The 25171-nt window shown below is 52.3% G+C and carries 25 protein-coding genes; 18 read left to right on the top strand and 7 right to left on the bottom strand.

The features are described 5' to 3' along the window. Positions 1 to 101: 101 nt before the first annotated feature. Entirely contained in the window at positions 102 to 731 is a 630-nt protein-coding gene (locus I2D94_RS04235; protein WP_195395722.1) for a TetR/AcrR family transcriptional regulator, read from the bottom strand. A 128-nt stretch (positions 732 to 859) separates the two neighbouring features. On the opposite strand from I2D94_RS04235, the gene I2D94_RS04230 reads away from it, so the two are divergent. After that, positions 860 to 1759, top strand: a complete 900-nt coding sequence (locus I2D94_RS04230; RefSeq protein WP_195395721.1) for a hypothetical protein — start codon at positions 860 to 862, stop codon at positions 1757 to 1759. Between the two features lie 72 nt (positions 1760 to 1831). Here the strand turns inward: I2D94_RS04230 and I2D94_RS04225 are convergent, their stop codons facing one another. Further along, entirely contained in the window at positions 1832 to 2602 is a 771-nt protein-coding gene (locus I2D94_RS04225) for a ZIP family metal transporter (RefSeq protein WP_195395720.1), read from the bottom strand. 224 nt (positions 2603 to 2826) lie between these two features. Here I2D94_RS04225 and I2D94_RS04220 point away from each other — a divergent pair, with 224 nt between their 5' ends. The 15 genes from I2D94_RS04220 to I2D94_RS04150 all read left to right on the top strand — a co-directional run bounded on the left by I2D94_RS04220 (position 2827) and on the right by I2D94_RS04150 (position 16680). Next, complete coding sequence (locus tag I2D94_RS04220; protein WP_195395719.1) at positions 2827 to 3384, top strand: hypothetical protein; 558 nt, start codon at positions 2827 to 2829, stop codon at positions 3382 to 3384. 21 nt (positions 3385 to 3405) lie between these two features. Next, positions 3406 to 3879, top strand: coding sequence for a hypothetical protein (locus I2D94_RS04215; protein WP_195395718.1), 474 nt, complete (start codon positions 3406 to 3408; stop codon positions 3877 to 3879). Between the two features lie 104 nt (positions 3880 to 3983). Beyond that, a complete protein-coding gene (locus I2D94_RS04210; protein WP_072683114.1) occupies positions 3984 to 4847 on the top strand; it encodes a DUF4438 domain-containing protein in 864 nt (287 codons plus the stop codon). 517 nt (positions 4848 to 5364) lie between these two features. Then, positions 5365 to 6201 carry a transketolase gene (locus I2D94_RS04205; RefSeq protein ID WP_195395717.1) on the top strand — a complete coding sequence of 279 codons (837 nt, stop codon included), beginning with the start codon at positions 5365 to 5367 and terminating at the stop codon, positions 6199 to 6201. Further along, complete coding sequence (locus I2D94_RS04200) at positions 6198 to 7118, top strand: transketolase family protein (RefSeq protein ID WP_195395716.1); 921 nt, start codon at positions 6198 to 6200, stop codon at positions 7116 to 7118. The genes I2D94_RS04205 and I2D94_RS04200 overlap by 4 nt, the downstream gene beginning before the upstream one ends. A gap of 3 nt (positions 7119 to 7121) precedes the next feature. Next, complete coding sequence (locus tag I2D94_RS04195; RefSeq protein ID WP_195395715.1) at positions 7122 to 7946, top strand: triose-phosphate isomerase family protein; 825 nt, start codon at positions 7122 to 7124, stop codon at positions 7944 to 7946. Next, positions 7943 to 9391, top strand: coding sequence for a lactate racemase domain-containing protein (locus I2D94_RS04190; protein ID WP_195395714.1), 1449 nt, complete (start codon positions 7943 to 7945; stop codon positions 9389 to 9391). The genes I2D94_RS04195 and I2D94_RS04190 overlap by 4 nt, the downstream gene beginning before the upstream one ends. A gap of 92 nt (positions 9392 to 9483) precedes the next feature. After that, positions 9484 to 10581 carry a class I mannose-6-phosphate isomerase gene (locus tag I2D94_RS04185; RefSeq protein WP_195395713.1) on the top strand — a complete coding sequence of 366 codons (1098 nt, stop codon included), beginning with the start codon at positions 9484 to 9486 and terminating at the stop codon, positions 10579 to 10581. Further along, a complete protein-coding gene (locus tag I2D94_RS04180) occupies positions 10581 to 10919 on the top strand; it encodes a PTS fructose transporter subunit IIB (protein ID WP_072683284.1) in 339 nt (112 codons plus the stop codon). The genes I2D94_RS04185 and I2D94_RS04180 overlap by 1 nt, the downstream gene beginning before the upstream one ends. Continuing rightward, entirely contained in the window at positions 10903 to 11994 is a 1092-nt protein-coding gene (locus I2D94_RS04175; RefSeq protein ID WP_072683120.1) for a PTS fructose transporter subunit IIC, read from the top strand. The genes I2D94_RS04180 and I2D94_RS04175 overlap by 17 nt, the downstream gene beginning before the upstream one ends. Before the next feature lie 5 nt (positions 11995 to 11999). Then, the gene (locus tag I2D94_RS04170) at positions 12000 to 12860 is read left to right on the top strand and encodes a ketose-bisphosphate aldolase (protein ID WP_195395712.1); all 861 of its coding nucleotides are present in this window, start codon (positions 12000 to 12002) and stop codon (positions 12858 to 12860) included. Between the two features lie 86 nt (positions 12861 to 12946). Next, complete coding sequence (locus tag I2D94_RS04165) at positions 12947 to 14902, top strand: transcription antiterminator (protein WP_195395711.1); 1956 nt, start codon at positions 12947 to 12949, stop codon at positions 14900 to 14902. 13 nt (positions 14903 to 14915) lie between these two features. Continuing rightward, positions 14916 to 15371 carry a PTS sugar transporter subunit IIA gene (locus I2D94_RS04160; RefSeq protein ID WP_072683123.1) on the top strand — a complete coding sequence of 152 codons (456 nt, stop codon included), beginning with the start codon at positions 14916 to 14918 and terminating at the stop codon, positions 15369 to 15371. Beyond that, on the top strand, positions 15364 to 16227 hold the full coding sequence (locus I2D94_RS04155; RefSeq protein ID WP_195395710.1) for a hypothetical protein: 864 nt from the start codon (positions 15364 to 15366) through the stop codon (positions 16225 to 16227). The genes I2D94_RS04160 and I2D94_RS04155 overlap by 8 nt, the downstream gene beginning before the upstream one ends. Positions 16228 to 16389: 162 nt before the next feature. Beyond that, on the top strand, positions 16390 to 16680 hold the full coding sequence (locus I2D94_RS04150) for a metallophosphoesterase (RefSeq protein WP_195395709.1): 291 nt from the start codon (positions 16390 to 16392) through the stop codon (positions 16678 to 16680). 3 nt (positions 16681 to 16683) lie between these two features. Here the strand turns inward: I2D94_RS04150 and I2D94_RS04145 are convergent, their stop codons facing one another. After that, positions 16684 to 17553 (bottom strand): hypothetical protein, encoded by an 870-nt coding sequence (locus I2D94_RS04145; RefSeq protein WP_072683126.1) that lies wholly within the window; start codon positions 17551 to 17553, stop codon positions 16684 to 16686. 133 nt (positions 17554 to 17686) lie between these two features. On the opposite strand from I2D94_RS04145, the gene I2D94_RS04140 reads away from it, so the two are divergent. Beyond that, positions 17687 to 18625: a LysR family transcriptional regulator gene (locus I2D94_RS04140; protein WP_195395708.1), complete on the top strand. Its 939-nt coding sequence runs from the start codon at positions 17687 to 17689 to the stop codon at positions 18623 to 18625. Between the two features lie 86 nt (positions 18626 to 18711). Here I2D94_RS04140 and pepF read toward each other — a convergent pair whose 3' ends face one another. After that, a complete protein-coding gene (gene pepF / locus I2D94_RS04135; RefSeq protein ID WP_195395707.1) occupies positions 18712 to 20478 on the bottom strand; it encodes an oligoendopeptidase F in 1767 nt (588 codons plus the stop codon). A gap of 236 nt (positions 20479 to 20714) precedes the next feature. Beyond that, complete coding sequence (locus I2D94_RS04130; RefSeq protein ID WP_072683129.1) at positions 20715 to 21473, bottom strand: SDR family NAD(P)-dependent oxidoreductase; 759 nt, start codon at positions 21471 to 21473, stop codon at positions 20715 to 20717. Here I2D94_RS04130 and I2D94_RS04125 point away from each other — a divergent pair. Continuing rightward, positions 21445 to 21723, top strand: coding sequence for a hypothetical protein (locus tag I2D94_RS04125; protein ID WP_195395706.1), 279 nt, complete (start codon positions 21445 to 21447; stop codon positions 21721 to 21723). The two genes, I2D94_RS04130 and I2D94_RS04125, sit on opposite strands and share 29 nt — an antisense overlap. Before the next feature lie 401 nt (positions 21724 to 22124). Here I2D94_RS04125 and I2D94_RS04120 read toward each other — a convergent pair whose 3' ends face one another. Next, positions 22125 to 22796, bottom strand: a complete 672-nt coding sequence (locus I2D94_RS04120) for a lysoplasmalogenase family protein (protein WP_195395705.1) — start codon at positions 22794 to 22796, stop codon at positions 22125 to 22127. A 254-nt stretch (positions 22797 to 23050) separates the two neighbouring features. Continuing rightward, the gene (gene feoB / locus I2D94_RS04115; RefSeq protein WP_195395704.1) at positions 23051 to 25171 is read right to left on the bottom strand and encodes a ferrous iron transport protein B; all 2121 of its coding nucleotides are present in this window, start codon (positions 25169 to 25171) and stop codon (positions 23051 to 23053) included.

The following is a 25171-nucleotide window of genomic DNA, read 5'->3' as shown; positions in this document are numbered from 1 at the left end:
TATAAATCGAAAATCAAAGTATAAAAAAGGATCGAACGTCGCGAATTTTTAAAAACTCGGCGGTGCGATCCTTTTTAATTATCAAATTCAATTTTAGCATTTTATTTCTCTTCTTTCGGATTTTTTCCGGTGGAGAGCCAGGATCGGCTGCGCTGGTATTCAGTCAATTTTTCTTTCTGAACATGGCTTTCAAGCAAATACCAGTGAATATCCAAAAAATCAGCGTATGAAATCTGATCCTGCGCTTCCCGGTAAAAAGAATTTTTAATCCATACGATATGACTGTCCATGATCATCCGCGTAAACGCATGCCTTTCCTGTTCGCTTGTCCAGGGGATCAGCCAGCCTTGATCGCTGAGCTGCTGCAGAGACTGCTCCAGATGATTTTCAATCCTGCTTACCGTATCGACGTTATGACGGTAAAACTCCGGCGTTGCCCGGCCCAGTTCATCTTCGGTATAGAAGAAGCGATTGACGATCAAGCTTTCGATCATCGCCCGGATTAATTCGAACAACTCTTCAAAAGTTGCAGCGAGCGGTTGATTTAGAAAATCCGGCCATTTCAGCAGAGCGATCATCAGGTCTTCTTTTTTATGAAAATGATAAGTTAAATTGCCCAGACTGATTCTCAGAGCTGACGCGATATCGCGCATCGTCGTTTCCTGATACCCCTTTTCATTAAAAAAGGTCTGGGCTGTTTTTAGAATTTCTTCTTTCAGATTTTTTTTCATCAGCGATCACCTTGTTTAATTCTAGCATGCGCTCTGCAATCTGACAAACAAACCTGGGGCTTGACAAAGAAGTAACAAACGATTAAACTCTAAATTAGTACAATGTACTAAAATTAGGAGGGAAAGAAATGAAGAATAAACACAGTCTTGCTTTACTGACGGCGGGTTTGATGATGGCGGCTTGTTCCACATCCCCTGCGCCAACGGCAACCCCGGAAACAATGCCGGAACCGACAGCCAGCGCTGAACCAACGACGGTAGATTACCGGGATATCGACGTCCAACAGTTAGCGAAAGAGGGCATGAAGCTGACCTGTGCTTCTGTCTATGGCGTTTACAATCAGGAAGGCGATTCTGTCGACAGTTCGATTGCAGCGACAGTTTATGTCAATGATGAAACCAAGGAAGTCGTCTTTATTGATTTTGTAGAAGCTCTGCTTCCGGTCTCGGCCGGCGGGGCAGATGGCTGGGCTATTCTCGACGATGAAAAAGCGGAAGCCTTAGGCGGCGCCGTCATTACGGCAGGCGAAAAGCGTTATCCTGCAGCCTTTGAACTGAACGGACTGACCTGGACAGCGTCGTCGGCGGACGATCAGGTTGTTTATACAGCGTCGGTCCATGGCAAAGACGTTGAATTCATAGCCTATGTTGCAACGCAGGAGGGCGGCGCCTGGTATCATGAAGGAATAACGGAACCTGCGCAGCTGCTGGACAGCGAAGGAAAACCGGCGGCCGAAATTCAGATTGGAACAAAAGCGTCGATTCATCATGGCGTCGATTTCTGGCCAAGTCCGATCACCTTCCCGGGAAATATTGAGCTGATCAAAAACTATGTTTACGATCACGGCGTCAATTATGGAACATACCCGGAATCGACAGACATTGCGAAAAATGATGCCGGCGAATGGACCGTTGCGGATGTCACGACCGGCGCCACGTTAGCCGGTGCGCCAAATTATTTCAATCTGATCAAGCAGGCTTATGATCAGATTGAATCAGGTCAGGGAACACCGTTTACCGCAGAGTAACGGCGCAGACAGAAAAAGCTGAGATTGAACAAGGATCCCATCGCGATCCTGATCGTCAATTTCAGCTTTTCTTTACATGATCGAAATCAGCACGAAGCCTAACAGAAACCCGGCCAGTTGGAATACCAGCGGACGCCGGCCTTTTTCCATCAGCGTGACCTGCGGCAGAATTTCATAATAAGTGACATACAACATACATCCCGCTGCCAGCGCCAGCGTGAATCCGATAAACACCGGACTGATCGAACCCAGCAGCACGCCGGCAACCCCGCCGATCAAGGTCGGCAGTCCGCTTAACGCGACCAGAAGCAGCGACCTGCCTTTGCCCACTCCGCCGCTGCGCAGCGGTACGATCATGCCCATGCCCTCCGGCAGATTATGCAGCGCCAGAAGCAGCGCCATCATCATTCCCGTCTTTACTTCGTACAAGGCGCTGGAGCCGACCGCCATGCCTTCCGGGAAATTATGCAGCGCCACCGAGCCGATCATCATCAGACCCAGCTGCATTAACTTTTTAGTATTGACTTCTTCCATCGCATGATGGTGATGATGCAGATCATCCAGTTCATCCGGCTGTTCATCATGATGATGAAACAGACCGTCAAATTTCAACAGAAGCAGCACGCCCAGACCGCAGCCGGCGACGGCAATCGCCAATCCCGCCTGTTCCAGCGCTTCCGGCATGAGGTCAAAACAGATCATGCTGATCATCATGCCGGCGGAAAACGCCAACAGACAGCTCAGAGATTGTGATGACTTCGGGTCGATCCGCAAACCGAGAACTCCTCCCAGAAGCGTGCCCAGTACCCCCGCAACAAATGTCAATAAGACCGCCATAACCATGTTGATCGCCTTCCTTTCAGCGTCTTTAATTATATCAAACGTGTCAAGAACAATCTGTTTCCTGTAATTTTATTCTGCCCGATTGATGTCGTTGCATAAACAAATAAAAAAATAAAATAAAAGAAATTTTGTTTAGAAATCAAGTATAATAAAATTAGAATTAAGCGGACAGATCATCTCAATAAAAAATCAGAAGGTAGTTGAAAAAGAGGGGGAAAACAATCGTGGAAGCATTTATTACTAATTTCCAATCCCCTGTGGAATTGGAAGATTTAATTGATCGATATGAAACAGACCGAATGACGAACATTGATCATTTCTTTAGTGAAGCTACAACGTTGGACTGGACTGTAAAGAAAGATGCGCAAATTAATGACATCGTTGTATTTATGTGCGCAAAGACGTCAAAAGATCACATGGGACATGTCTGCGCTCAATGTAAGGAAATTGGAAACCAGAAATTACTAATTTATGCCGAGCAAGAACGTCAGTTATATAAAAAATATGCCGGTATGATTGTTGGTTTGGGAATCATTCAGGAACTTCCGTATCAAACTTTTGATTCAGGCTATCAATATTCATATTGGAAAAGTCCATGGTATGCTAAAATTTCCAATATAACGCGTTTAAAGAATCCGCTGCCAATCGATGAATTCCGTGATTTTATTTATATAAGTAGAACCGGGGCAATAACAAATTTAACACGGGATCAATATCGCCAGTTGTTTAAACTAATAAAAGACTATAATTTTGAAATAAACGATAAATATCAAATGATTTAATTAAGGAAGGTGAGTTTGATTATGAAAAAAGGATTCTTCTGTCTTATCATCACCCTGTGTCTGTTTGGCTGCCAGACAAAACCCGCAACCGAGGAAATTCTGCGGACTCAAACGGAACAGTTTCTGGAATTGACAGACACGATCCCAGCCATGCCGCAGGATCTTTTCGATGATGCCAAAACGCTGGACGAGAGAACGGCGCTGGCAGAAGATTGGAGCGCTCAGATCCAGGATTATCTTTCGCCAGTGATGACAGATGAGGCGATCGAGGCATTTGTTGCCAACCGAATGCCGGAAAACTTTAACCGGTTTCTTGGCTTTGAGGAGGCAATGCAAACTCAAGACTGCCGTCAGATCAGTGATGTGGCAAAACTCAGCGGCGGGGATTATGATGTCACGGTTACCTATACCACCGGAAAGAAGACGGTGAAGCTGCTGCTGAACTTTAAAGAAACGGAAGACGGCTGGCGAATCACATCGCTGCGCCGACGCTGATCCAAGGGCGTAAGACACAAATATTAACAGCGGGGACAATCCTCGCTTTTATGCAATGAAAATTAAATGGTATAATAGGCTCAATGAGAAAGCGAGGAATTTCAATGATCAAATTCAACAAAGAACATTTAGTTATGCAATCTGTTCAGGGCAAGGTTCATCCGCCGGTAATGAAACGCCAGTATCGCGTCGGCAGTGACGGACGGCCATGGATTCTGCCGGCGACCGGCGGGATCACGTATAATTTCCAGATTGGCGACGGCTGTATGGGACTGGCCGGCGATCATGTCGAACCGGGCGTCAGTACGAAGAATCCGGATCCGGCTATGGATATGGCGTACAACACCTTGACCTGCATCGGCAATCAGGCTAAAGTCATCACCGGCGAAGCAAAAGGTGCAATAGGCTATGTTACGGGAAAGCACGGCGGTATTGATCACGTCATGATTGCCTTTGAACAGGAAGTGTTGGAAAAACTGACGGTCGACGATCAATTTTTAGTCAAAGCCTGCGGTCAGGGGATGACGCTGACGGATTATCCGGAAATCACCGTCATGAATCTGGATCCGGAGCTGTTGAATAAGATGGGGATAGAGGAACAGGACGGCTGTCTGGTCGTGCCGGTCACAAAGGTGATTCCGGCGGCGTTAATGGGTTCGGGCTTGGGCAGCGATACGATGCTGAGCGGCGATTATGATATCATGACGCGCGACGCGAAATCGTTTGCGGAGCTAAGGCTGCAGGAACTGCGGTTCGGCGATATCGTAATGATTCAGGATCATTGCAACGATCACGGCCCGGATTATTGCCAGGGCGCCGTGACGATCGGCGTCATCATCCATGGCGACAGCTACATTTCAGGGCATGGCCCGGGCGTTACCGTTTTGATGAGCTGCCGTACACCGAAGATCAAAGCCAGACTGGATTCGAATGCCAATCTGGCAAACTATCTGAATTTCAAGAAATAAACGTCAGAATTCAGCGGGACAAAGCGACAGCGACAAGTCGGAATGACAGAAGAACCGGCGTTTTATCCATAAAGTAGATCTCATTTCTGATCCGGAGGTGGGATCTTTTTTTGCGTTTGCTCAGCTGAAAAAGGACCTGAGTCAAAAAAGGAGGACGAAGTTTAGCCGGCGCTTTGTTTTGGCAAAGGCAAACTTCACCCACGCAATGATCGGCAAGGGGTGTGATGAGTTCGCTGACTTGCCGTTGTTCTGAGGTGTTTTTCTGCGTTGGTTTGCGTATTTCGAAAATGTCCGATTGAACCAGACTTTCTTTGATTCCCCAGCCATTTTTCCTCATGCAAGCTTCAGGCAGCTGACCCGGTCCGCAGGCATGTCTGACACAGGGGCGAAGTGGCATAAAGGCGGATCTGTATCGTTTTGTAAGGAATAACGTCAAATTTACCGGAACTTTCTGGACCTGATCGTTCAGTATTCATGGCATTTCTGCTTTTATGATTAAGGCAAGGAGGCGAGTGTCATGAATGTTCGACAATTACAAATCGCCGCGGATCAGATGCGGTTGGATATCCTTGATGAAATCACCACGGCGCAAAGCGGACACATCGGCGGAGCGTTGTCGATCTGCGAACTGCTTGCGGTACTTTATGGAGAACACATGAAGATCCGGCCCGAGGAACCGGCATGGCCGGACCGCGACCGGCTGGTATTATCGAAAGGCCACGCATCCTCCGCGCTGTATGCGGCGCTGGCCGCGCATGGGTATTTTGACCGGGCGGAGCTGAAAAAATTCCGGTCGATTGACGGAATCCTGCAGGGACATCCCAGCATGACGAAAACGCCGGGCGTGGATATGTCATCCGGTTCGTTAGGCCAGGGATTGTCATGCGCCAATGGCATGGCGTTAGCCGGCCGGGTCGACCATAAAACCTACCGCGTGTATTGCATCTGCGGGGATGGGGAAATGCAGGAAGGACAGATCTGGGAAGCGCTGATGACGGCCGCTCATTATAAGCTCGATCAGTTAACGCTGTTCGTCGACCGCAACGGCTTACAGATCGACGGTCCAACTGCGCAGGTAATGAATATCGAACCCCTGGAAAAGAAGCTGGCTGCTTTCGGGTGGTTTGTGCAGATGATCGACGGTCACGACGTCGCCGCCATTGACCAGGCGATCAAGCGTGCCAAAGCCGCATCCGGGAAACCCTCCGCCATCATTCTCAATACGGTGAAAGGCAAGGGTGTTTCCTTTATGGAAAATATCGTCGGCTGGCATGGAACACCGCCGGATTTAAAACAAAGTGAACAAGCCCGCAAAGAATTGGAAGCGCGGCTTCACAAGGAGGAACAAGCATGACGAAAGCCACGCGGACAGCGTATGGCGAAGCGCTGGCGGAACTGGGGGAAACTTATGATTTTCTTGTTTTGGACGGCGATTTGTCCAAGGCAACACAGACCTGTCTGTTTGCCCGGAAATATCCGGAACGCTTCTTTGATCTGGGCATCGCCGAACAAGATCTGATGGGCACAGCGGCCGGCATGGCCAGCTGCGGCAAAACCGTCTTCGCTTCCACGTTCGCGATGTTTGCGGCGGGTCGGGCTTACGAACAAATCCGCAACGCGATCGCTTATTCTCATCTGAATGTAAAAATCGGTGCGACCCATGGCGGCGTGCTGATCGGCGAGGACGGCGCCTCCCACCAGTGCATTGAGGATCTGGCGCTGATGCGGGCGATCCCGGGAATGACCGTGATTGTTCCCTGCGATGAATTTACGGTGAAATCTGCAGTGGAGGCGGCTATTCTCAACGAGGGTCCTGTCTACCTGCGGTTTGGGCGGACTTCTTCCCCCGCGGTGCATCGCCCGGACGTCAAGTTTGAAATCGGAAAAGGTCTTGTCGTCAAGGATGGAACCGACGCTGCGATTCTGGCCATCGGCGATCTGGTGTATGAAGCTTTGCAGGCAGCGCAGATTCTGGAAAGAGAAGGCATTGCGGCTGCGGTTGTTGATATGAGCACAGTCAAGCCGGTTGATCGCGGACTCATCTGTCATTACGCCGCCAGGACTGGGAAGATCCTGACCGCTGAAGATCATAATGTTATCGGCGGATTGGGCAGTGCGGTCAGCGAAGTCGTCGCCGAATTGGGACAGGGGCAGGTCCGCCGGATCGGAGTCCAGGATCGCTTCGGAACTTCAGGCAAGCGCGATGATTTGAAGAAACGTTATGGTCTGGATGCGGAAACGATCGCTCAGGCGATCCGGGATTGGAGGTAAACCATGGATCATCTTTATGTGAATTTAAAACGTTTTGATATTTCGCCCCGCAGAGGCGGCGTCAATCGTCTGGCGCCGATGGATCAATGGGCAGCGACGATCATCCGTCAGGTAGAATCAGGATTCACGTTCACTTCCCAAACCGACGTGACGTTTTTCTTCCCGGAAGCTCATTTAATTCCGGCAGTGGCAGCGGCGAAGAAAATCCATGTCGGCGCGCAGGGCGTGTTGGGTCTTGACACGGAGGCCGGCGGAAATTTCGGAGCGTTTACGACGAGTCTGACCGCGAACGCTGCTGTTGAATTGGGCTGCCGGGCGGTGATGATCGGTCATGGCGAACAACGGGCAAAAGACCGCGCATTGTTGGAAGCGGCCGGCGTGGAAGCGGAAGACGCGATTTCCCGGACATTGAATAAGGAAGTTCTGGCCGCGCAGAAAGCGGGACTGGACGTGCTGTTTTGCATCGGCGAGAGCGCCGCGCAGCGTCCGAAGTGGCAAAGCGTGCTGCAAACCCAGCTGGAAATCGGCCTGGCGGGCGCGGATCTGAAAAAAGTCGTGATCGCCTATGAGCCGCTGTGGAGCATCGGACCGGGGAAAATCCCGGCCTCGCCGGATGAGATTCGGGAAGCGGCCGTAAAAATTAAACAGGTGATTCCCGTTCCGGTCGTCTATGGGGGCGGTTTGAAGAAAACCAACGCGGCAGCGATCGCGCGGATTGCCCAGATCGACGGCGGGCTGATCGCTCTGACCCGTTTTGAAGGCGAGATCGGGTTTTATCCCGATGAATTTCTGGAAATCATGCAGGACTATCAGGAGGCGCGAAAATGAAAGTAGAATTGGAATACGGCCCGGGAACCATCTGGGCAGAACTGCCGGACACGACCGACATCTTTATCCCGGGCGTGACGGTGCCGGATCCGCCCCACATTCCGGAAGACCAGCTGGTACAGGCGACGCAGGACAGTCTGCTTCATCCGATCGGCATGCCGCCGTTAAGCGAGCTGGCTCATCCCGGCAGCCGCTGCGTCATCGTTTTTCCCGATCGGGTGAAAGGCGGGCAGCAGCCGACAAGTCATCGCAAGGTGGCGATCCGGCTGATCGTCGACGAACTGATCGCGGCAGGGGTTCGGCATCAGGATATCTTGTTGATCTGTTCCAATGGTCTGCACCGCAAGAATACCGAGCCGGAGCTGCGCGGGATCCTCGGCCCGGAACTGTTTGGAGAATTCTGGGGGACGGGGCAAATTCTGAATCACGACTCGGAAGATTATGAACATCTGGTCGATCTGGGGAAAACCGAACAGGGCGATCCGGTCATCATGAACAAATATGTTTACGACGCGGATGTCGCAATTCTGATCGGCCATGTCCAGGGCAACCCCTACGGCGGTTATTCCGGCGGCTACAAACACTCGGCCACCGGGATCACGCACTGGCGTTCGATCGCTTCACATCATGTCCCATCCGTCATGCATCGGGCTGATTTCACGCCGGTCAGCGGCCACAGCCTGATGCGCGATAAATTCAATCAGATCAGCATGACGATGGAAGAGCGGATGGGGAAGAAATTCTTCTGCTGCGACGCCGTGCTGGACACGCAGTCCCGGCAGATCGCGATCTTTTCCGGCTATGCGAAAGAAATGATGCCGTTAAGCTGGAAGGTCGCCGATCGGCGAACCTATGTGCCGTGGGCGGAAAAGAAATACGATGTGCTGATTTTCGGTGCGCCGCAGTTTTTCCACTATGGCGAGGGAATGGGCACGAACCCGATCATGTTGATGCAGGCAATCTCCGCGCAGGTGATCCGGCTGAAACGCATCATGAGCGACCGCTGCGTGATCATCTGCCAGAGTCTGTGCAACGGGTATTTCCACGATGAGCTGTGGCCGTATACGCGCGAGATGTTTGAGATGTTCCAGCACGATCAGATGAATACGCTGCCGGACATGAACCGGGTTGGGGAATATTTTGCGACAAACGTGGAATACATCCGACGTTATCGGTTTGCCAACGCCTTCCATCCCTTCCACGGGTTCAGTATGATCTCATGCGCGCATATCGCCGAGATGAACACCGCGGCAATTTATATCACCGGAGCGATGGAACCCGGCTACGCCCGTGCGATGGGCATGAAAACCCGCGCTACTGTGGAGGAAGCGCTGGCCGATGCCCAACAGAAATATGTCGGCGGGCATCCCAACATTCTGGCGCTGCCGCTGACCTTTAAGACCAGCGCCGTCCACCTGATGATGAAGGATCAGCACCTTGATTAACCAGCGGCACCTCCCCATCCGCAGCCATCAGAAAAATAATTGACATCGGCCTCAGGCAGAGTGACGAAAGGTTGAAAGAAAGAAGGAAAATTATGAGTGAAGCTTCCTCAAGAATCTGGATTTTTGATCATGATCGAATCACCCGTCCGTATATCGGCGGCACGCTGTTAAACCAATGGCGGAGAATGGAACCCGCTGAAAACAATCATCAATGTGAAGAATTGCTGGTCACCTCGATCGGCGCAATCGCTCCGGGACATGGCGAGGGTTATGCGATCAGCCGCACAATCGCGGCGCAGGGCGGCAAACGGCTGGACGCGATCATCGCGGAAGATCCTTCCGGCGTGCTTGGCCCGCGCAGTCAGAAACGGCTGCCCAATCAGCTCGGCGTGCTGGCACGCGCCGGCGATACGATCGTCCGGCTGGTGCTTCAATGCCATCCGCGCAAGGAAGACGCCGCGCGTTATTTTCACAGCCCCTGCGGCAAGACCGAAGCCTGGTACATCGCCCGCACGCAGACCGTGAACGGGCAGCCCAGCTGCATTTATGCCGGCTTTATGCCGGGAGTTACCGCCGCCCTGTGGAAATCTCTGTTTGAAAAGCAGGACGTCGCGGCGATGGTGGATTGCCTGCACAAAATTGAAGTGATGCAGGGCGACGTCATTCTGATCCCGGCGGGGATGCCGCATGCCGTGGGGCCGGGCTGTCTGTTTCTGGAAATCCACGAATGCAGCGATATCACAATCCGCGTGGAACGGCAGGTCAACGGCGTGACGTTAACAGATGAGGAAATGTTCAACGGTCTGGATGGCGAACATGGCCTCGGACTGTTTGATATGACGACCTATACGGAAGACGAAATCCGCCGGCGGGTGATTATGCATCCGAAGGCGGAAGTCCTTCAGGGCGCAAGCCGATCGGTCATGATGATTGATGAGACCGATACCGACGCCTTCGGGATGCAGATCGTCGAGGTTCATGGGGAATATACGCTGGCCAATACCGGCGAACACCGGCTGTGCGTGCCGATTGACGGCGACGTCAAACTGACAACGCCGCAGGAAAGCGTCACCCTCACTCAGGGCTGGGGCGCCCTGATCCCGGCGGAATGCTCCTCGGTTACATTACAGGCAGAAACGGCGCGGGTCCTGATCGGACTTCCGGCCGTGATAAAGGAGGAATCAAAATGATGAAGATCGTTGGCGTGGCCGCCTGTACGGCGGGGATCGCCCACACCTACATCGCCCGTGAAAAGCTGATGAAAAGTGCGCAGCTCCGCGGACACCAAATCCATTGCGAAACGCAGGGAACAATCGGCGTTGAGCATGAGCTGACGCCCGAGGACATCAAAGCTGCGGATGTCGTGATTCTGGCGATCGACGTGGCAATTACCGGAATGGAACGCTTCAAGGGGAAGAAAGTCGTTAAAGTCGATACGTCGACCTTGATCAAAAACCCGATCGCCTTGATCCAGAAAGTAGAAAAAGCCATAGAGAAAGAGGGAACTTCGCATGAAAAAAACGTTTAGAGAAATGAAACAGCACATTCTTACCGGCATCAGTTATTTTATTCCGTTAGTTGTCGCCGCCGGTTTAACGATGGCGATCGGCCGTCTGATCGCAGGCCAGAGCGTCGCCAACCTCGGTGAAAGCGGGATCGGCTATTGGCTGTATCAGACCGGCAATCTGGGCATGCAGCTGATGGTCCCGATGCTGTGCGCGTACATCGCCTTCAGCGTCGCCGGCCGTCCGGCGTTAGCGCCGGGCTTCATCATCGGTTATGTCGCGAATAATATCAAAGCTGGGTTTATCGGTGGTATGATCGGCGGCCTGTTGGTCGGTTATCTGGTCGTCCTGATCAAAAAGTATATCAAGCTGCCGAAATCGCTGGAAGGCATCATGCCGGTCATTATCATACCGTTTTTATCCACAGCGGCTGCCGGGCTGCTGATGTACGGCGTGCTCGTCGGTCCGATTACCTGGCTGACCAATCTGTTAACCACATTCCTGACCTCACTGTCGGAAGGCTCGCGGTTTATTTACGGCGCGGCGCTGGGCAGCATGGCGACGTTTGACTTCGGCGGTCCGGTCAACAAGGTCGCGACAGCATTTGCCAACGCGTTGTATACCGACGGGATCCGCGACGCGAAGACCGTGCAGATCATCGCTTCGATGATTCCGCCGTTTGGGATCGCGATCTCCTGTCTGTTAACCCCGAAAAAATATACCCGCAATGAAAAAGAAACCCTGAAATCCGCAGTGCCGATGGGCTGCGTCATGATCACTGAAGGCGTCATTCCGATTGCCGCGCGGGATCTGGTTCGAGTTGTCGTTTCCTGCGTTGTCGGTTCGGCGGTCGCCGGCGGCTTGTCGATGATGTGGGGTGTTTCTTCCGAACTGCTCAACGGCGGCTTCATCGCATTCCCATTCTTCAGCGATCCGATGAAAGGGTTGATCTGTCTGGCGATCGGCAGCGTGATTACCGGCGTTGTGCTTTCCTTCTTAAAGCGTCCGGTCAGCGCGGCGGATGAAACCGGCGAGGATCTGGGGCATGAAATTTCTGAAGACGAACTGGATGAAATCTCCTTCGTCAACGTGGAGTAATCACCATGTTGATCACATTGAAAGAAATGCTGGCGAAAGCCAGAGAAGAACAGTTTGCTGTCGGAGCCTTTAATACGACCGATCTGAATCTGGTTCGGGCTGTAATCGAGGAAGCTGAAGCGACGCAGTCGCCGGCGATTCTGCAATTTGCGCCGGGAGAGTTTAACTTCGCCACGCCGGAATTCTTTGCCTATGTAACCCTGCGGATGCGCAACAGTGACGTTCCCTTTGCTTTGCATCTGGACCATGGCAAGACGGCGGAGGATTGCCTGCGGGCGATCCAGGCCGGATTTACTTCGGTGATGATCGACGGTTCCCAGCTTCCATTTGAAGAAAATATGCGGCTGACCCGGCAGGTTGCTGAACTGGCTCATGCCTGCGGCGTATCCGTGGAAGGCGAAATCGGAACGATCGGCGCGATGAGCACCTCGGACGAGGGCGGCGTGGAAAACATCACCTATACCAATCCGGAAGATGTAGTGAAGTTTGTTGAAGGCACAGGCGTGGACGCTCTGGCTATCGCGATCGGTACAGCTCATGGTTTATATCCCAAAGGCTTTGTCCCGAAGCTGCAGCTTGAACTGCTGAAGCAAATTCATCAAGTCGCACCGGTTCCGCTGGTTTTGCACGGCGGCAGCGATAATCCGGATGAAGAAATCCGTCAGGCCTGCGCGATCGGAATTCAGAAAGTCAACATTTCCAGCGATATCAAGCAGACCTTCTTCCGCACCCTGCAGGCAACGCTGGATGAAACCCATGGCTTTCTGCCGCCGAAGATGTATGGCCCGGCAATCGCCCAAACCCGCAGCACCGTCCACGCAAAAATGGAACTTTTCGGTTCGCTGGGCAAAGCGTCCGTCTATTAAATCAGACACATAGCCAGGGTACACCGCTTGACAAAGAGGGGGATGCAGGAACACGATGAGAAAGAAAACGACAAAGAGGTGACGCGATGAGGATGAAGGCGAATAAAAAAAACCGGATCAAGCATCAGATCCTGCAGATTCTGCTGGAAAACGAATGGTTTTCAGCCTCCTCCATCGCCCGTTTGTTAAACCTCTCGGAAAAGAACGTCCGCGGCAAGATCGACGAACTGAACGATGTGCTCCGGCAGAAGAATCTCGGTGAAATCATCAAGGTGCCGGGGAAGGGCAGTCTGTTGAAAGCTGACAGCGAACAACGCAAGGCCCTTTCCAGTCTGTATGGTTCCTATGAGGTGGAAGATATCGTCAATGGCGAATACCGGCTGTATGTCTATCTGCGGATCCTGTTGTCCCGCTTCGGCCATCGGCTGACCGTCGCTGAATTGAGCGAGCTGACCTATGATTCCCTGCCCGTCTGCAAGAAAAACCTGGAAACCTGCGCGCAATGGCTGAAAATGTTTTCGATTGATCTGTCCGTGCGGCGCAATTACGGGATAGATTTAGAAGGGCAGGAGGTCAGCTGCCGGCTGGCGATCAAACATCTGGTGATCAACGACAAGGCCCATTCGATTGAAGCGAATATCCGCTATTTTGCCAAGGGCATCAATCTGGAGCTGCTTTCCGAATGTATCGACGCTGTTGAAAAATCGTGGAATTTCAGTTTTACCGAGGAATCCTACAACAGTATTCTGTTGTTTGCGGCGCTGGCGGTCACCCGTTCGGATATGGGACTGCTTCAGCTGAAACAGGAAGAAAAAGACATCGTTGTCAAATATAACGAATATGAGCTGTCCCAATCGTTGTTTAAACAGATTGAGGAAAAGTTTATGATCCAGATCGACGACGAGGAAGTGAAATACTTTGCGATTCAGCTGCTCTGTTCGCAGATGATCCACAACGGTGCGGCCGATCTGGAATACGGTGTGCGGGATTATGATAAGAAAATCAAAGAATTTGTTCAGCGGATTATTTCAGTCGTTTCCAATATCATGAACGTCGATCTGACAATGGATCACGAGCTGTATTACGGCTTGTTGAATCACATTCGCCCTGCCGTCTTCCGCATGAAATTTGAGAAGCACTCCACCGCCAATCTGACCAGCTTTATTCAGGAGGAATACCGCAAGACCTACCGCGTGTCGTGGGCATTGAGCATCCTGTTTGAGGAGTATTACGGAATCCAGATTTCTTCGACGGAGCTGAGCTATATTACTTTATATATTCAGGCTTCTCTGGACCGGCTGGAACCGCCGCTGACGATTCTGCTGATCACGGAGCTGGGCATGGGCCTGAATCAGATGTTCTGCAACAAGATCAAGCTGGCAATTCCGAAGATCAAGGAAATCAAAATTCTGAGTCTGCACGATCTGGACGTCGGCGAGCTGGCGGGCTATGATCTGATCATTTCCACTTCGGCGCTGCCGGTGCAGGACGAGCGGATCGTTTATATCGAATCGCTGCTGAGTGGGCATGGCATTGAAGAATTGAAAGAGAAGATCGAATATTTAAAGAAGACGAAAATTAACCAGAAATCACATTTCGATGTATCCTGCCATACGCTGTTTGATCCGCGGCTGATTCTGATTCATCCCGCAGCCCGGGATAAAAAGGAATTGCTGCGGAAGATGACAGACCGGCTGCTGGCGTGCGGGGCAGTCAGCGAGAAATATCTGGGTACGGTGCTGGAACGGGAAGGCGCTGTGTCAACCTGCATCGGCAACGGCGTCGCGATTCCGCATGGATATGCGAATTATGTCAATCAGTCGCGGGTGGTCGTGGCTGTGCTGAAAGATGCGATGCAATGGAATGAGGAAGAACAGGTGCGGCTGGTTTTCCTGCTGGGACTTCGGGTCAACACCCGTTACGAATCGGAAAAGACCCAGTTGTTTTACAAGAGTTTTTTGGAAATGATTGATACCGAACAGGACGTCAGTGAACTTTGCCGCCTTTCCCAAGAAGAACTCTATAAATTTTTAGTTCGATAACAGGAGGAACACCATGGAATTGGAGAATGTTTTAGATGAAAAAATTATGACGGTTTCGCTGAAAGCCGCCGATAAAGACGACGCGCTGAAGCAGATGGCCCGGCAGTTGAAGGAGAACGGTTATATTGCGGATGTCGAAGCGTTTGTCGCGGATATTTACAAGCGGGAAAAAGAGGGGATCACGGGGATTGGCAACGGCGTCGCGATCCCCCATGGCAAAAGCGACAGTGTGTCCCGGATCGGCGTAGCCGTCGCCAACCTTGAACACCCGATCAAATGGGAAACGCTGGATGGCAAACCGATCGAAACGATCTTCCTGTTTTGCGTCAGCAACGATCAGAATTTTGCCCGCAATCACATGATCCTGCTTTCCCGGCTTGCCGCCAAGCTGGCGGATGATGAGCTGCTGGATAAAATCAAGCAGGCCCGGTGTCCGCGTCAGATCAGGGAATATCTGCTTCATGGCTGAGGTGGAAAGGGAGGCAATCCGGCTGACTCAGGGATCAATGGAAGCGATGATTCACCCCGGACGGGGCGCATTGATCAGCTCGCTGATGTGGGCGGGACGGGAGTGTCTGCACCGTTTGCCGGAGAACATTGCTTCCAGCGAACGTCCGCGGTGCGGAATTCCGGTCATGTTCCCTTATTATGGGAATCCCGGCGGCGGTGTCCTTAAATTAAAAGGCCGGGAATATCCGGCGGGACTTCATGGTTTTCTTCATTCATTTCCCTGGACCGTAGAGGATTTAAAAGTGAATCAGGCAATACTGCGAATGGACAGTGATGAAGAATTGGCCGGACGTTATCCGTATGCTTTTCATGCCCGGATGACGATTACGCTGACGGATGAGGGCTTGATTTCCACAGTGGAGATTACCAATGACTCCTCAGAAGTCATGCCCTGTGATTTGGGGATGCATCCGTTTTTCCTGATTGAGGATTATGATGCGCTGACGCTTGTCGCTCACCCTGAAAGAATGGAAGACACTGCTACGGGAATCCCGCTGGATCATCTGAAGAAAGCCAGTGTTTTGGCACAGGGGTGCTTTTTGAGCCATTGTCCGATGATTGCGGTGGAGGATCCTCTGCGGAATCAGCGGATGGAACTGCGATTGGAAAAAGGATATCGGAATCTGATGGTGTGGTCCGGCGACGCGCATCGTTTCCTGGTGCTGGAACCGCTGACGGGACCGTTGGATGGCATCAATCAGAAACAGGCCGGACTGAATCTGGCGCCCCGGGCAAGCGCCAAGATGACCTGGTCGCTGCGGTTGAGCCGATTGAAGCCGGAAACCGCTGCGGATTGCCCCAAGGGCACGAAATGAGAACAGAACCCCAATGAGGTTGGAAAAAAGCCGGATGATGCTCTGATCAAGGCAGAGTCCCATCGGCTTTTTTATGATTTTATCTCCGAACGTTCTTTAAAAATGATAAACTGAAATCAGAGAAAGATTTCTAACTTAATTAGAACAGAAGAGGAACAAAGAATGAAAATAGCGGTACTCAGCGATATCCATGGGGACTTTGACAAGCTGAAGATGATCCTTGATCAGATTCAAGGAGCGGATAAGCTCGTCTTGTTAGGGGATTTGTATGTTGGGGGAGATTTTCCTTCCGCTTGCCGGACATTCCCAAATCAGAAAAAGCTGGAATCTATGAAAGAGTATTCTTTCCGATTCCAGCTCATTTTTTCTCTGCGCGGTTGCTTCGATGGTTGTTCTTGCAGGAAGAAACAACAAAATGGGAAGTCCGCAGCGGCAGTGCAAGTTACCAGTTAAACCTTATTCAAAAGCCTTTTGCCAGGCAGCGTAGTACATTCCGATATAGTTCTCGTATTCCGTCGCCGTGGCGCCGGTAACAACGTCGCCAACCAGTCCGACATTATCTTCATTTCTGCCGAATTCTCCTTCCGGGAACTGATTTTCAATGCAGAAATCGCCGATCTTTTTCAGGTTGCCGCTCCAGCCCAGTTCGCCGCCTTCAATGCCATAGCCCGTGCCGACTGCGGTCCAATGTCCGATCAACGTCTTAAACCGGGACTGCGTTTTATCCAGATGTACGCCGTCTTTCCGATCCAGCGTGTAGGTCGCGCAATCTTCGATCGGATTTCCCTCTTCATCCAGACACCAGTAGTTGCCGGCTGCCAGCTGTTCCATATACCAGGCCGCTAAATCTTCGTTCAAGATCTCCTTGCTGAAATCCTTGATTTGATCATTGCTGTAAATCGGCATGCCGGTTCCGTCCCCTTCGCCGGTCAGGATGATGGCCTCATCCCCAGTTCCTAATTGGACTTGTCTGGCATAATACCCCTTTGCACCCGTGACGGCTACGCCGGGGATGTAATTGCTTTCATCCATGCCGGCAATTTCTTCTTCGGTGAACGTCGCCCAATGATCCGGCAGATGACATTCCTCAAATGTGTAACCGGTCGCTTTACCCTCTTTTACCGTCACGGTCGCCGTGGCCAGGTAAGCCGGGTGATCGTAATACGTCATGTACGAAGTGTAGCTGCCATCCTTCGGCTGTTTCACCTCTTCCGCCGGAACCGTCGGCTCCGGGGTTGTTGTGGTTTCCGGCGCTTTCGTTGTCGCGCAAGCGGCCAGAGAGAACGCCGTCATGCAAGCGGCGATCATCATCAATCCTTTCTTCATTTCTTCTTTCCTCCTTGTATGCTTCATTATAGTGAAAGAATGAACGAATGACGCAAACAAAGCGTTGAACTGATCATCAACTATTTGTTACAATAGCTGTAGCGCAGAATGTCTGCCGCAGGAGGGTTTTGCCATGAATCTGGAACAGCTGAAATATTTTATCGACGTGTGCGAAACCGGCAATATGACTCAAAGCGCCAAAAAATTCTATATCTCTCCGCAGGGCCTGAATAAAAGCCTGCGATCGCTGCAGAAGGAGCTGGATATCGACTTGTTGATCTTTCAGCAGCGCAAAACGGAAATGACCGAGGAAGGACGGCTCTATTACACGCAGATCAAGGATCTTGTGCGGCAGCTGGAACAGATCAACGACGATATCCGCCGGAATTCCGATAAGACGCTGAGCGTGGCAATCTCAAGCAATACCTATGCGATGGTGCAGGGACTGCTGGAACAATTTGAGCGCACGGAGCCTGAGGTTCGGGTGATTCTCAGCGAGTACTCGGATAAAATCGTTGAGGAAAAACTGCTGCGGCAGGAAGTCGACGCCGCCTTCATCACCGGCCCGATCTTCACCAGCGAACTGCAGAACGTCCGGCTGTTTGAGGCGTATAACGAATTATGCGTGCCGTGGGGACATCGGCTCGCTTCGCACAGCTTCGTCACCTTTCACGATCTGGTCAACGAACCTTTTTTAACCTTAAACGAAAGTTATAAAATCTACGATTGTTACAACGTCCACATGCGGATGGCCAATGCCGCGCCGCGGATTGTGTACTGCGGCTGCGATCTGGAAGCAATCCGCCGGCTGGTCGAGGAAGGCAAAGGGCTGGCGATCAGCAATCCTCAGTTTCCGATCGAAAGCGAAAAGATCGTCAAAATTCCGATGCGCAACAAGAATCCATGGCAGCTCAGCGTGGCGATACCGCTGCGGCCGCAAAGCCGGATCGCCGAACGGTTTTTCCAGATCGTGCAGAAAGCCGCGCTGCCGTTAAATAAGAAACTGCCGCTGTCTTCTGCCATCGCGCCGGCCAGCTTCCCGGCATCCGAGGATCAGATTCAGGCGGAATAAAAAGAGAAGATTAAAAAATCCTGCTTCGCTCGGAGTCTGCCGGGCAAAAGCAGGATTTTTGTTGTGCCGAAAGCACGTGGGGAAATTCAGATTTCCCGCATCAGCTTTTCAAACTGATCCAGCGTTTCTTCAAAATAGCGGAACGCGTCGTCATAGACCTGTTCGCCGCGCGGATCCGCGCCGGCTTCAACCAGCTGATCAATCGGAGCGCAGCTGCCTCCGCGTGTTAAAAAGCGCAGGTAAGCTTCCGTTTCTCCTCTGAGAATCCGGGAAGCGAAGGATAAGGCGACGGACATGCCGATCGTGTATTTATAAACGTAGAAGTTGTAATAGAAATGCGGAACGGAATAGCATTTGTATTTTTCCAGTTCATGCACGGTGACGGATGGACCATAGTAGTCCTGATTCAGTTTGTAATAATAATCTGTCAAATCGGAGGAAGACAGAGCCTGCCCGGCTTCCAGCTGCTCGTGCAGCCATGCTTCAAACTGGGCGAACATCGGCTGACGGTACAGCGTTCCGACCAGCTGCTCCAGCATGTTGTACAGCAGTGAAGCCTTCATTTTCGGATCGTCGCTGTTTTGCAGCATGTACTGGTTCAGCAAGACTTCGTTGACCGTGGAAGCAACCTCCGCGACAAAGATGCGGTAATCCGCCAATAACGGCCGATTGGCCCGGTGGGAGAAGAACGAATGCATCGAATGGCCCAGCTCATGCGCCAGCGTGCTTAAGGAATCATAACCGCCGGTGAAGTTGGTCAGGACAAACGGATTGGAATCGTAGGTGCCCCAGGAATACGCACCCCCGCGCTTGCCCTGATGCGGATAATAGTCGATCCAGCGCTCAGCCCGCGCCCGTTTTAATAAAGCCTGATATTCTTCGCCTAACGGCGCTAACGCCTGATCCAGAATTTCAAAGCACTGATCGAGATCATAATGTGCATCGACAGCCTGAACTAACGGGACGTTCAAATCATAACTGGTGCAGTCATCCAGTCCCACGATCTTCTTTTTTAATTCGTTATAGCGCCAGAAAGTTTTGTGATATCTGGTGTTGGCCATGTCCAGTACCTGATTAAACAGCGGAACATCCGCGCCGTCCTCAAACAGGCTTGCTTCCAGCGCGCTGGAGAAATGATGCAGCTTTGCCTGGAGCACCTGTCCCTGGGCGTGGCCGATCAAGGTCGAACAGAAAACGTTCTGATGCCGGCGGTATTCTTCATAGAAATGCTCAAACGCCTGCCTGCGGATTTCTCTGTCCGGATTGTGAAGCAGCTGGTTCATGATCGCCTGATTTAAGAATTCCTCTTTTCCGTCGATCATCACCGGTTTAAATTCCGGTACGAACGCTTTGAACGTTTTCTGCGGATTTTGAAACAGATCGCTCATCTGCGCCAGCAGCTGCTCGGTCTGAGCGTCTGGATGATGCGGGATGGTGCGGAACGTTTCTTCCATCGGATAGCGGTAATCTGCGCAGTCTTCCGCGTTCAGATACGTTTCGATCACATTGCGATGCTCGATCAGTTCCTGATCGACAAAGGTTGTCGCCGCTGCGGCCTGATTGACAAAAGTGACCGACTTGGCCAGATTCTGCTGGACCTGCGGATCTTCCGGTTCCACGTCGGCGCGCATCTGGGCATAAACCGTCAGATTTTCGCACTGCCGCTGCAGTTCCTCCTGTCTGTCCATAAAGCTGCGGAAGCTTTCACGGGACTCCGTGATGTGTCCCTGTGCCTGCGTGATCTGGTTCAGCAGCTGTTTCGCATGTTTTAGAGCGGCGTCAAACTGGGCCTGATCGGCGAACAATCCGCTCAGATCCCAGGTATCTTCAATTCGAATTTCTTTTCTTTCCATGTTGGATATCACCTCTGCCTTCCATTGTATCATTAATTCCTGATTTTCCCATTTCTTCCTTTCGACAAAAAGAAAAAAATTCCGTTTTCTTCCGGAACTTTTCTCGGATTCAAATGTTCGCTGATCCATAAACGCGGATGGGAAAGTCAGTGTTGTTTTTCGCTTTGTGGGGAGAACGGTTTTTTTGGTAATTCAGGGAAAGGAAACCCTGAGCGCAGGCTGCGCTATCCGGCAGATTAAGAGTGCATGTGCAGACCGCCGTCCAGCATGAAGCTCTGACCGTTGAGATAAGCGGAATCGTCAGAGGCCAAAAAGGCGATGATCGGTCCGCAGTCCTCTTCCGTTGTGCCGATGCGGTGCAGCGGAGACTGGCGTTCCAGCGACTTCAAAGCCGCCGGTTGGGTGGTGCGGAACGTCTCGGTCGAAATGATCGGCAGGAAGACGTTGGAGGTAATCCCATACTGCCCCCATTCCCGGGCGGCTGTGCGGGTGATCGCACGGATGGCTTCCTTTGCCATGCCGTAAGCACCGAATCCCTCGTTGCCGTCAACACCGGCAGCCGAGGCGGTGTTGATGATCCGGCCCCAGTGGTTTTCCTTCATGTAAGGATAGCACAGCTGCATGAATTTCAGACTGGCCAGCGGTCCGGTCTTGTAAGCGAGTAAGGCATAATCGCTGTCAATATCGGGAATTGCCCGGTACAGCATCGCGCCCTGAGCGCAGTTGACAAGAATGTGAATGGTGTGGAAGCGGGCGATTGTTGCTTCGATGGCCCGGTGGATCTGGGCGTCGTCGACAACGTCGCAGGCGACCGTCATCACTTCGCCTTCGTTATCCCGATTTTCAATTTCGCGGCGAATCTCGTCGAGTTTTTCCTGACGGCGGGCACAGAGGACGACGGAAGCCCCATGCGCGGCTAAGACCTTCGCGATCCCCGCGCCGACCCCGGAGCTGGCCCCGGTGACGATGGCAATTTTACCAGAGAGTTTACCCATAAATCTCACCTTCCTTTATTTTAGTATAGCACTAACTCGTGAGGAAAGAGCAGAATTTAACAAAGTATTGCTTTCACAAAGCGCTCTGAGGGAAAAACCAAAGACAGCGGACTATGAAATTCAGAAATCAATTTTTTCAGAGAGCTTGCAGCTGTGCGATAGCCTTGCGGTGGAGCGCTTGCGCCGCTGTGCTCCGCTGCTTCTACAAACTGCCGGAAAAGACGCTCGCCGCTCTTGGGGACAAGCATAAAATCTGAGTTTCTTTGGATGGAGGGGAGTGATGAAACGTCCCGGGGCAATCCGCCGAGCGAGGCCGAATTGCGATAATCAAACTGCGGCTGCCGTATTTTTGGATCAAGGCGAGACAGGTTTGTTTGCGCTGTTGGGCCGGCACTCCCACTGAGGTTCTAAAGAAGATTTCAAACATGGACAATGCCTCGATTCGTTATAAAATAGACTGTTTCTTATGTTCGTTTAAAAGGATATCCCCAGAAATTTCTGCGCTTACGCACGCTGATCAATTTGGCAAAAGCAATCACACAGACTTCGCGAAGCCGGCAGATTCCTGACCAGACAAAAGAATAAACCGCATGTCAGCGCTCTTTCGGGTGGGAAACTTCAGGCTTTGCTTTCATGGAAGGCCGGATGACCTCACCGTGCGGCATGAGCGAAGCAAAGCAGGGCTGGCAGATAGAACGGCCAGATCCAGCCGCCGGCCGCCGCCAGCGGACCGCCCAGCTGAAAGAGCACGACGTTCAGGTCGCACAGAGCTAATAACACGGTTCCCATTGCCGTCCAGAAACGAAACCGGATATCGGCTGAAGGGGGCTGAAGCTCAGATGGATTCTTCCCAAGCTTGTCAAACGCGAATTTCAAAAGGAAAGTATGCGTAAGCATTCTCAGCGCCGCGCTGAGGTTAAAGCTGGTTTGAATTGCGTAGAACATCACCAGACAGATCATTTCCGGCAGTTTCAGAAGCAGCCCTGCGATAAAGAACAAGCCGCCGAGGATCAGGCACAGCTGGAGTGTTTGTTCCCGGGAAATCAGGCTGAAGCTCAGACACAGCTGGACAAGACAAAAGCCGGCGATCCCGGTTTCCCATTGCCGGGTAAATAACAGAAACAAATCGGCCAGGGCACAGCCGGTCAGAACCAGAAGCGACAGAGGATCCGCCTGCTGCCCCTTCCCTCTGGACATCAGCGCGCTTGCCAGACACAGGACAACCCCGATCCACTTCCAATATTCAATCTCCGCAGCTCCCGGCAGAACCCCATTCTCTATCCCCAGAATTAAAACGCAGAAAAAGACCGCAAGTCGAAACATCTGCGCCACCTCCTGCATTTTAGCCTGCCCCTTTCCGCACAGCCTTATCAGGTCTTTGCCCAGTTGCGAGGATAACTGTCTTTTCTGTTTTGACCGAAATCGGTCTGCAATAGACCGTTAAAAAGAAAAAGGAGCGCGAGCAGCGCTCCAACAGGGAGGGAAGAAAGGTGAAGATCACAGGGGAAAGAAAACTGGATGATCGTGCAGAAAGAGAAGGTTTACCGCTGTGGATGAACGGATTTTCTTATTCCTGTTTAGAACAACCGCAGGATAAACGCCGCCAGACTGCAGCAGACGACACCGCATATTGTCGGGATCAGGATCGCCGCGGCGGTCCATTTGACACTCTTGGTTTCCTTGTAAATGGTCAGGCAGGTCGTCGAACAAGGCCAGTGAAACAGCACGAAGATCAAGGTGCATACCGCCGTTGTCAACGTCCAGCCCTGCGCCAGAAACAAGTCCTTCATCGCGCTCAGACTGCTCATTTCGATCAGCGAGCCGTTGGCCATGTAGGCCATGATGATGATCGGGATGACGATTTCATTGGCTGGAAATCCGAGGAGGAAGGCGATCAGAATTACGCCGTCCAGTCCCATGAAGCGGCCTAACGGATCGAGGAACCCCGACGCCCAGGCGAGCAGCGACTGCCCCTGCACGCCGACGTTGGCCATCACCCACAACAGAATCCCGGCCGGCGCGGCCACGGTGATCGACCGTCCCAGAACGAATAATGTGCGGTCAAATACCGAGCGAACCAGTACCTTGCCCAGCTGCGGCCGGCGGTAAGGCGGCAGCTCCAGCGTGAACGAGGAAGGTACACCGTTTAAGACCGTAGCCGACAACAGCCTGCTGACTAAAAACGTCATACCCAGTCCCAACAGGATCGTCAGGGTTAAAAGCAGCGCCGACTGCAGCGACTGTGTCAGCCCTGCGGCCGAGCCGAGAAAGAACATGGTCAGAATACTGATCAGCGTGGGAAATCTTCCATTACAAGGAGCAAAATTATTGGTCAGAATCGCGATCAGCCGTTCCCGCGGAGAGTCGATGATCCGGCAGCCGATCACCCCGGCGGCGTTGCAGCCGAAGCCCATGCAGGTCGTCAGCGCCTGTTTGCCGCAGGCATGCGCCTTGGCGAACGTTTTGTCCAGATTGAACGCGACGCGGGGCAGATAGCCGAGATCCTCGAGATAGGTAAACAGCGGGAAGAAGATCGCCATCGGCGGAAGCATAACTGCGACTACCCAGGCTAATACGCGGTACATCCCCTCGCTCAGCATCGTGACGATGACACCCGGCAGATGCAGCGCCGTCAGAAACTTCGCCAGCGGCACTTCCAGAGAGAATAGAAATTCCGCCAGCATCTGCGAGGGAATATTCGCGCCGGCCAGCGTGATCCATAACACCAGACACAGAAGCAGAATCATCAAGGGAATCCCGGCCCAGCGGGAGAACAGAATCCGGTCGATCTGCCGGTCGCGTTTCATCGCCTCGGCCTCGTTCATCGTCACGGTCTGTTCCGCCAGCTGCTGCGCCTGCTGGACCGGGCACTGGATCAGCAGGTCCGGCCAGTTGTCGTTTTTATACGTCTGATCGAGCACCTTGCGGCTGCGCAGGGCCAGACTGTGAAGTGTTTCAATATCCGCCTGATTTAAAGCTGTCGATGCGTAGAGCGACTTCAGCGTCGAGTCCGGATTGTTCAGAATCTGCAAGGCAATCCAGGGAATGTCGTAGGCCGGATCGAGCATCCGCAGCTGTCCGCGCAGGCGGTCCAATTCGTTCTGAATGACAAACGGATAATCCAGGCAGGCGATCTGCGTGCGGGGATGCTCGCATAGTTGCGCGACGGCGTCCATCAATGCGTCTAATCCCTGATGACTGCGCGCGCTGGCGGCGACGACCGGGACCTGAAGCAATTCACTCAGCTTTTCCAGATCGATTTCAATTTTCTTTTTGCGTGCTTCATCCATCAGATTAACGCAGACGACGACATTCGCGGTCATCTGGAGAATTTGAAGGACGAGGTTGAGATTCCTTTGCAGGGCGGTCGCATCGCACACCACGATCGTTACGGCGGGCTTTTGGAAACAGATGAATTCGCTGGCGATCGCTTCCTCGGCGCTGTTGGCGATCAGGGAATACGTTCCCGGCAGATCAACCAGCGTGTAGTCCGTTTCCTGATGCCGGGCGATGCCTTTGGCCAGCGCGACGGTTTTTCCCGGCCAGTTGCCGGTGTGCTGGTTCATGCCGGTCAGCTCGTTGAACACGGTGCTCTTGCCGACGTTCGGATTGCCGGCCAGCGCGATCAGAATCTCGGAATCACCGAACTGGAAGCGGCGGCTGGCTTTCGCGCTGGTCGACTGAACAGTAAGTCCCAT

Origin of the sequence: Holdemania sp. 1001302B_160321_E10 (genome assembly GCF_015552275.1) — a bacterium.
GTDB lineage: Bacteria > Bacillota_I > Bacilli_A > Erysipelotrichales > Erysipelotrichaceae > Holdemania.
This window is presented reverse-complemented; position numbering and strand designations above follow the sequence as displayed.